The sequence below is a fragment of the uncultured Erythrobacter sp. genome (assembly GCF_947502395.1).
Lineage (GTDB): Bacteria > Pseudomonadota > Alphaproteobacteria > Sphingomonadales > Sphingomonadaceae > Erythrobacter.
Genome location: NZ_CANMZM010000001.1, coordinates 1,331,973 through 1,339,642, shown reverse-complemented (window position 1 = coordinate 1,339,642; position 7,670 = coordinate 1,331,973). Strand labels below are relative to the sequence as shown.

Sequence of the window (7,670 nt, the reverse complement as noted above, 5' to 3'; positions counted from 1 at the left end):
GACTTCGTTTCATCCTCGTCTGACTCCTTCGTGCCAGACTCTAACAAAAATCGGTCACATTCCAGAGGAGCGCGTCAAATATCGCATCAGCAAGGCAAACCATACCGGCAATTGAAAGCCAAGGCTCATCGCGATAATAAACGCTAGTAATTTCGACTTACGCTAGGCTAAGAAGTTAAGATTTTCTCAATATAAAGAGGGAAGTCAAAACAAAACAGTCTTTAAATCAGGTCTGCTTTGTTGCTTGCAAAACCAGGTGTTATCCAGAATAGTGATATCCTGGACCCCAAATCCTTCGATCATTTAATGCGTTATCGTATTGTATCCGATGATCGGATCATGCTCTTCATATGGGCAGTACATGATTATACCGCGCTTTGAAACTCTCCGTAGCTGTTCACAGAATGAGAATGGTTCATCGATGTGTTCAATAACATGTGAGCAAACGATATAATCATACTGCTCGCTTTCCATGTTAAAGATATCAGTACATATGAACTGGCGAACAAACTTCGTGCTAGCATAAATATAGTCTTCAAATGTGTCATTGATGTCGAGAACATCGACCGAGATTTTTTGCTTCGACCAAATGCCATAGAATATGCTCGCGAGCAGATCGGCGCCAACACCGGTGCGGTCTCCCACATCCAACAAAGTCAACTGCTCTTCTGACCTTACAGACGGATCGGCATCGCGTAGACGTTTGTAAAGATATGGTAAGATGTCCACCATGAACCCGATAGATTGCGGGTTTAACAGTCCTTCCAGTTCATAAAGCAACGCACGGCTATCCTTATCATCATCGCCTGTGACTTTTGCTCCACCCCTAAACTTTTCTGGGAACGCTTATCTCATTTCGTCCACTGGGATGGTAGATCGTACGAGTTCACGAATCTGCTTTCTTATTTCTATTCCACGCATCCGGTTTTGTCCTAGTTGCATTTCGAGCATTAATGGTCGTTTTTGGTATGAACCATCTTGAACTCGAAATGGGTGATTCATCGTTGGTCAGTGTTGGAAATGTACTCTGCCTAAAACAAGTTGATGCTGCCGTCTTTGTTGTTGAGCCTAACCACATGAGCGTTTAACGAGGGCTCTGTCGCTATCTAGAGTCCTGTGTCCCGGAACAGATCAATTGGCCTAAATGCGTATTGCCTACGTCAAGATAAACTACGCTGTCGGCCCAGTCTGAGGTGCAATAGGCAATCTCAGCTTTGATGAACTTGGCAAGTGCCTCAAGTTGCTCGGGTGCAACGGGAGCATAAGGGGCTTCCGAAAGGCGGGATATGACTTCGAAGTACGCCTTGATCGGATATTTGTCATGAATCGTAGTGTCTGACGTCGTAATTGCCTTAAGGAACTCGGGCAAATCCAATTGTGCAGTGACTGGGGTCGTTGGGCGCTGCTCGCCCGGTCTTTTGCGAATGTGAATCGCATACCGCTTCAAATTGTCACCACCCTGTTTTAGACTTGGTCCAACAAGGGTCACTTCGCAATGAGGGAACAATACATCCGCCACAAATCGCCGGGACAAATGCCTGCAGTGGTCGCCAATCTCGCGCCAGTTGGGAACCGGCGTGTTCAGCTCTGTTTTGCCATCGGGATCGTAGAGGCCGCCTTCTATTACAAGCAATCCGTCATCAGCCAAAAGATCGAGAATGATGTCGGCGACATTCAGGAATCGCTTTGAGTAGTGAATGGCGCTGGCGATCGTGATCACATCAAAAGTGTGATCGTCAAGCACGATATCTTCGAAGCGAAAGTTGAAGAACTCGGCCTCAGGCACGTTTTCGCGAGCTATGTCCAAAAGGTGAGCGTCGATATCAACGCCAACAATTTTCGAGGCACCTTCGTCCGCTGCAAACCGGCAAAACATACCTGCGTTGCAGCCAAGATCCGCATAGCGCTTGCCCCGCAGATCGGGGAGGCCAAGCGTGTCATACTTACGCTTGGTGTGCTCTAGCCTAGTTTGCTGATAATTGATGTTCGGTTGGTTCATGTTGTGCACATCCAGGCCTTGAGGCCGTTTCCCTCGAAGAATCTTTTGATTTTTGACTGGGTGTTTTCTTCGCGAGCATCGATATCAAAGCTTACGAACTGCTTGTTGCTGGCAGTTTCGAATTGCAAAAGGACGATTTCGAGGAAGGCATAGAGCAATTGATCGTCTTTCTCGACCATGCGAAAGAAATTGCTCCAGATGCCATTATGGTCGAGTCCAGAAATGGAGGCCTTTATGGCCTTCACCTGTTCCGAATGGCTTCCATCGTCCTTTAGCCCGATAATACTGCTGAGCAGATAATCCGAGGCTACGTGAAATGAGCTGGAATTCTGTTTGAGCTGGCGGACGAATGTGGTCTTCCCCTGTCCACTAGCGGCCATGATACAAACTACTGTTCGACTGAGGGGCGACAGCCGCAGCACCATACACCGCATTTTGTCTTTCATCGGAAGATTGCTGATCGAACGGACGGCAAAATCGGCCATCATGTTATCATAGAGATGACGTGGGCCCGGAAAGGCATCACCGTGAGCGGAGGGTATCGTGTCATTGTGAACGTCCCAATGATAGTTCATCTCGATGTATGGTATCGCCGCATACAACTGTCGACCGTTGGCTGTCTGCCTGAAAATGTCCAGAAAACTCCGAAGCTTTGCGGCATAATCAGGGCCTAGATCGCTGCGCATATCTAGCAGGAAGTAATCAAGTTTGCGTGCGCTGCTCGGATCGATCGTTGTCCCAAGTGTTAATTGCTGGCCGCCAAGAAGCTCGACGTCATCGAGAAACAGGTTCTCTTCCGTCTGAAAGATGCCAGCGGTTAGCCCTTTGAGATTAGAAGGCAGATATTTCGGAGGCGTTTCCATTACCTTTTGTTGCCTTTCACATTGGAACGGTCGAGACGTTTTTTTAAGCTCTAAAGGGAGGTTGGGGTTATCTAAGCATCTGGTTCGCAACATTATTGAAGTCAGCAATGTTTGCCTAAAAATCCTTACCACACAACTGTATGTGGTCAAATCTGGTCGAGAGTCGGAGTGCAATCTCCGAAAAAGAGCTCCAATTGCTGCCAAGCATTGTGTTGGACCTACTAAGCAGAATCGCATCAGCGAGAGCGTACCACATTTGATCGCGCGATCGATCAAAATGCGTTCGTTCGAGAAAACGAATTCGATCGCCATACTTCTTCAAAAAAGCGGCGTATGTTTCCGGCAAATCTGCAGCGAGAAAGAACGTCTGTGCTTCGCCCGCTTCGATCAATTCGTCAACACAGTTCATGAAGTTTGAAAAGTGGCTCTTGTCACGCCATTCTTGGATGGTCGTGTGATCGTGTTCCGGCCAATTTTCAGGTGAATCATAACTATGGATTTCTGTTGATGCGGCGCCTTCCATCCGTACATGAAGGCTGACATCGCTTCGCTCAGGAACTTTATCGACCAAATCCAGAACATTTCGTGATGGCTTAAGGCAGCGCAGAAAGTGGTTTTCCCGTCTCCATTCGCTGAACGGATGCTCCAGGACATAGGCGGAGCGCGCGTAAGCGGGCACTCCATCCTCTAGGACCAATGGTGTCCCGCGCGTGGAGTCTTCCTCAATCTCCATGTAGTTGAGTGTCGTCATGCCCTTCGACTTGGCTTCCTCCAAGAAGGATTCCTGGATAAGTGCTCCCGAATAATCGAACAAATCCAAGAAACTGCAATTACAATGGTGGTCAGGTTCCCATACGATCACCAATTCACGTCCGGACTTTTTAGCGATTGATGCGCATGAGGCTATCGCCCGCAAGCGATTGCCAAGACCGTGTTGTGCGTCGATGTAGAGGATGTCTCTTTTAACCGATAGGGCAGGTGCGGCGGGCTTTCCCCCAATCAGCTCCGAGGCAATAGCGGCGGTCAAATAGAATTGGCGGCATTCTCCGGGTTTAGCATCAATCTCTTCAAGATCTGCCAGCTGCTCCATTGTAATTGCTGCAGATGCAGATGGGTAAGCTAGAAATGGCACCGTTGTGTGGCCTTTGTAGCGATCATCGAGAAGGTCTGCTGATGCATCAAGCACAACAAGGCTGAACCCAGCTTCCTCGGCCTTGGACTCAAGCGCATCAAGGGCGGAAAGCAATAAATCTTCACCCTCCTTGATATCATCATCCAGGCGAATGATAAGATACTTGCTGTCGATATTCAATCGATCCGGGTGCCGCCTGACAAGGACAGTCGACAAAGCAGTTACCGCGTCAAGTGAGGACACGCTCATCAAAACGTCAGTCTGATCTTGTGTGAGTTCATAAGCCAGCAAGCCCACTTTGCCAGAAAGGAACTCGGTTATCGCGTAGCGTTCGGCATCTTGGCGAACTTTGCTGGGAACGACGGCAGGCCGGGGGGCACTGCGCTTACCAACGAACAAGCGATCATTGACAGATTTAATCGCGAATTGCTGAAGACCGAAGCTCTTTCTCCAGCCCGGCAACAAGAAGCACATGAACCGGTTGGCGTTGATCTTCGAAGACGTTTGTTGCCAGAATTGCCCTCGTGCGCTGATGTATTCCTTCGTCTGTGCTTCTAGTCGTGCAACGTCATCATGAGGCAAATGTGTTATGGTCGAAACGTCCACGCTTATGCGTTTACAGCCCGCTTCCTCGAGACGATCATAAAGATCATCATCGTCCCAGCCATATGTCGTGATAAACTCATTAAATCCGTTGACGCTCATCAAATCGTCGCGAGAGACGTAGAAAAAGCCATTAATAAACTCTTGACCGGGTTCAGCATCGCGCCAATCACCGGCAACGAAGGAGCCCTCTTTCAATTGATTCTTGTCGAAGAAACCGTCGCCCAAGATGATATCTGCGTCTGCCTTGAGAATTTTGTCATAGCTCGCGGTCCTAAAGCCTGCATTAAAGGCCGTAGAGAGAATCCAGCGCGTTTCGTCTTCGATCCGTATCACCTTGATGCGGGGGTCGGAAAAACCGGCGTTTTTCAGGGCTTCGTCAACTGGCTCTAGCGAAGTCCAGTCTACGATGATAACTTCATTGACCGCTTGATATGCAAGCCAGCTTGGCAAGGCGCGCAGCAGATTGTCGGTGCGGTTTCTAGCGCATGTCACGACCGAAATGCCTGGTCGAATTATCTCGGACAGATCCTCTAAAGTCATAGTCAAGCCAGAAAGGTCGACTTTGCCTTGCGCCTGGGCAGACGACACAACCGAGGTCAGGTTTTGACTTAGGTGGAATATTTCGTCGACTGACTCGCGATCCGCAGGGTTGAGATTGATTGCATCGCGAAACGCTCCAATGGCCTCCTCATTGCGCCCCAGTCGCTTGAGCGCGTGGGCCAGATTTACCCTGATATCGGCATTGTCCGGATCATCGGCAGCGGCATGCTGATAGGCCGCAACGGCTTCTTCGACTCGACCGTCTTCTTTAAGCATGTGACCAAATTGCACTCTGATGTGCGTTAGAAACGGAGCGATTTCGAGAGCTTCGGCATAAGCGTCAGACGCCTTTCGCCAGGACTTTCTGTCCCGAGCGGCATCCCCGCGTGCAATCATCGCATTGACCTTTGGCTTGGGGATTTCAAGCCCAATAACTTTTGCCAGGCGACTCAACATCTAAAGCCTAATCGATTGCACTGATGTGAATGGACAGCTCTTCTCATGGCTGCAATATCAAGCCATTGGACGAGACAGGGTAGTGGAGACCGTGTTGCAGAAGCTACTGAGAAAAGTCAACTTGAATACTGAAGCGGTTTGACTAATTTGAGGTGCTGAGCCAATTCGTAAGCGTGAACTGACTTTGGCAGTGAGCCAGCGTTTGAGCCCCGATTAACTCTCTCCGGAATACGTGTGAACCTGGCTAGTGATTTCCGCAATCGTTTATGGTCGAAACGACAACTACAGCTACGCGCTTGATCGCAGGACGGCGCTTGGCCTTAATCAGCTGTCCCGCCAATTGGTGGCTGGTGAGGATGAGATCATCTTCGTCGACTACAACACAGATAATGACCTGCCGACCTATATGGAAGCGATTGGCGACACGCTTGCTCAAAAGGCGATAGACCTAATCCGGGTCATTCGAGTGCGTCCTGAAATCCATGACGCGGCACCTGACGTCGGCCCCCCTGTACGTGAGGCGTTTTGTCGCAATGTGGCACTGCGTCGATTAAATCCTAAGAACGAATGGGTCCTGTCAACTAATCCCGATTGCATGCTTGTGAGCCCGTCCGGGGGAACTCTGAGCGCATTGGTGAAACACTTGCCGCAAGGGTATTTCGGGCTGCCACGTTTCGAAATTCCGCGACTGGTTTGGGAGACATTTCCTCGCACCGACCCCATAGAGGCCGCTCGCCTAGCGCTCCATTATGCCGATGTCTTCGCCCTTGATGAGACAGTCGAGCACTATTTGCCGAAGATCGGATATGATGGGCCGGGCGATTTCCAACTGGCAAGGGCGAGTGATTTGCAAGCCATTTGTGGCTTCAACGAAGAGATGACTTTGGGATGGCACGTTGACAGCAACCTCAATGCGCGCCTCGCGCTTCTTCTCGGCCAATTGACCAATTTCAATGAGGTGGCTGGTGGCGATCTGGCCCTCTATCACACTGAGCATTCACGAAGAATATCGGCGAAACATAAGTCTGGCCGTTCTGAAGATCCCTTTGAAGTCTATGTTGATCAGGTCGAAAATACTGTGCCTAGTCAGCAGGAGACGACTTGGGGCGCGCCTCATGAACACTTCGAAGAGTTTGAGCTCGCGAAGCCACCCTCGAAAGCCGCGATTTTTGCGGTCGCCCAGCATACTCCCAGATCTGCGCCGGTAAGCTATGTCTACGGACCAGAAAGCTTCAATGCTCTTCCCGATGCACCAGAAAGTCATCTATCAGCATTTCTTGTAGACCATCTCGCCCATGCAGGCCCTGGCACGAAGATTGGATGGTTGGGCGAAGACCTACATGGCGCGGACCGCCTTCGTGCCTGGATCGCAAGTGCCAAACTTGATCTTGAAGTTCTTGATATCGCGAGCGAAGGCAATGCAACTGCAATCGTCAGAAACGCTGATCTTCTGTGCCTCGCAGCCCCGCCCGCATGCGAACCGAGATCCAGCAAGGCTACTGAGCAAGCTTTGGCGGAGATCGTTTCTTTTGAGCACCAGCGCATGGCATCAGGTGCGCGCCCACGTCGTGTTGTCGGGCTTAATGTTCCGCACTCCCAGTTCGAGGAGACTTTCACAACATTTATCGCTTGCGCCCTTACGCCTGTGTCGTCCCGAATTCGGTTTGGAGAGGTTAAGGCCCCGGTTCTGGAACCGATCAGCCTTATCGAAGAATTCAACGCTGGACCGGCTGGACTCTTGAGCGAAGGCAAGATCAAGAGTGTCTCGAGCGCTGAAGGCTACATGGCTACGGTCAGGCGACCGTTGCTTCCCGGCCACTGGCGCGTTACCTTGACTGTGAGCAAAGGTTCGATAAAGCCCAGTAAATCGGTGATCGACGTAGCACTCGACACCGAGCCATTGGTAAACGTCAAATTACCCCGAATCATTCCTGGCAAAACAACCCGGTCGATAACATTTAAAAGCGGATTGGATGGGATGTTCGGCGGCTTTTTTGAGTGTCGGATTTGGGCGGATGGCAAATCGCAAATCACCTTAGAAGATGCGACCATTCTACCCATATAGTATTGCGCC

5 protein-coding genes are annotated in these 7,670 nt (G+C 50.2%); 1 reads left to right on the top strand and 4 read right to left on the bottom strand.

The genetic code is table 11. The features are described 5' to 3' along the window. Positions 1-303: 303 nt before the first annotated feature. The 4 genes from Q0778_RS06195 to Q0778_RS06180 form a co-directional block, all read right to left on the bottom strand. Positions 304-780, bottom strand: a complete 477-nt coding sequence (locus Q0778_RS06195; protein ID WP_298334817.1) for a methyltransferase domain-containing protein — start codon at positions 778-780, stop codon at positions 304-306. Positions 781-1,102: 322 nt separating this feature from the next. Continuing rightward, complete coding sequence (locus tag Q0778_RS06190) at positions 1,103-1,999, bottom strand: class I SAM-dependent methyltransferase (protein WP_298334815.1); 897 nt, start codon at positions 1,997-1,999, stop codon at positions 1,103-1,105. Next, positions 1,996-2,862 carry a hypothetical protein gene (locus Q0778_RS06185; protein WP_298334813.1) on the bottom strand — a complete coding sequence of 289 codons (867 nt, stop codon included), beginning with the start codon at positions 2,860-2,862 and terminating at the stop codon, positions 1,996-1,998. The genes Q0778_RS06190 and Q0778_RS06185 overlap by 4 nt, the downstream gene beginning before the upstream one ends. Positions 2,863-2,977: 115 nt before the next feature. Further along, positions 2,978-5,596: a tetratricopeptide repeat protein gene (locus Q0778_RS06180; RefSeq protein WP_298334811.1), complete on the bottom strand. Its 2,619-nt coding sequence runs from the start codon at positions 5,594-5,596 to the stop codon at positions 2,978-2,980. Between the two features lie 247 nt (positions 5,597-5,843). Between Q0778_RS06180 and Q0778_RS06175 the strand changes: the two genes are divergently transcribed. Continuing rightward, a complete protein-coding gene (locus Q0778_RS06175) occupies positions 5,844-7,661 on the top strand; it encodes a hypothetical protein (protein ID WP_298334809.1) in 1,818 nt (605 codons plus the stop codon). The last annotated feature ends 9 nt before the right edge of the window (positions 7,662-7,670 follow it).